General features: G+C 68.6%; 1 pseudogene. It reads left to right on the plus strand.

Annotated features, from left to right (window positions below):
• A pseudogene (locus tag JCM19049_RS14285) lies at nucleotides 1-1,289 on the plus strand (NAD-dependent succinate-semialdehyde dehydrogenase); the annotation flags it as partial.
• Nucleotides 1,290-1,393: the final 104 nt, after the last annotated feature.

Below are 1,393 nucleotides of genomic sequence, written 5' to 3' on the forward strand. Positions count from 1 at the left end.
CGTGCAGGCCTCCTGGGCACGCACCGCCCCGCGCGAACGCGCCGAGATCCTGCGTCGCGGCTTCGACCTGGTGACCGAACGCGCCGAGGACTTCGCGCTGCTGATGAGCCTGGAAATGGGCAAGCCGCTGGCCGAGGCCCGCGGTGAGGTGACCTACGGCGCCGAGTTCCTGCGCTGGTTCTCCGAGGAGACCGTGCGCCACTACGGTCGCTACATCACCACCCCGGAGGGCAAGAACAAGGTCCTGGTGCAGCACAAGCCGGTCGGCCCGTGCCTGCTGATCACCCCCTGGAACTTCCCGCTGGCCATGGCCACCCGCAAGGTCGCCCCGGCGATCGCCGCCGGGTGCACCATGGTGCTCAAGCCCGCCAAGCTCACCCCGCTGACCTCCCAGCTGTTCGCCGCCACCATGATCGAGGCCGGCCTGCCCGCAGGCGTGCTCAACGTGGTCTCCGGGGCCTCGGCCTCGAAGATCTCCGCACCGCTGATGGCCGATGACCGCCTGCGCAAGGTTTCCTTCACCGGCTCCACCCCGGTGGGCAAGCAGTTGCTGAAGGACGCCGCGGACAAGGTGCTGCGCACCTCGATGGAGCTGGGCGGCAACGCCCCGTTCATCGTGTTCGAGGACGCCGACCTGGACGCCGCAGTGGAAGGCGCCATGGCCGCGAAGATGCGCAACATGGGCGAGGCCTGCACCGCCGCGAACCGTTTCCTGGTCCACGAATCGGTGGCCAAGCAGTTCACCGAGAAGTTCGCCGCCGCCATGGGCAAGCTCAAGCCCGGACGCGGCACCGAACCGGACAGCACCGTCGGCCCGCTGGTCGAGGAGAAGGCCGTGAAGGAAGTGCACTCGCTGGTTGAATCCGCCGTGGCCGAAGGTGCCACCGCGGTGGTCGGCGGCGCCCCCGTCGATGGCCCGGGCTTCTTCTACCAGCCCACCGTGCTGGCCAACGTGCTGAATGACTCGGCGATCCTCTCCCAGGAGATCTTCGGCCGGTCGCCCCGGTGACCACCTTCTCCACGGAGGAGCAGGCCATCAAGCAGGCCAACTCCACCGAATACGGTCTGGCCTCCTACATCTACTCGCGTGACTTCAACCGCCTGCTGCGGGTGGCCGAGCAGATCGAATTCGGCCTGGTCGGCTTCACGCCGGGGTGATCTCCAACGCCGCGGCACCGTTTGGCGGCGTGAAGCAGTCCGGCATGGGCCGCGAGGGCGGCGCCGAGGGCCTGGACGAGTACACCTCCGTGCAGTACATCGGCATCGCCGACCCGTACGCCGCGAAGTAGTCGCACCCAAAACACCGCTGTGGCGGGTGGCCGGCCTATGGGTCCGGCCCCCCGCCACGGTTGTTTAAACCCGGATCCCTGGTGCCGGCGTGCCGCGCAGCGAG

It is taken from the genome of Arthrobacter sp. JCM 19049 (genome assembly GCF_001310435.1).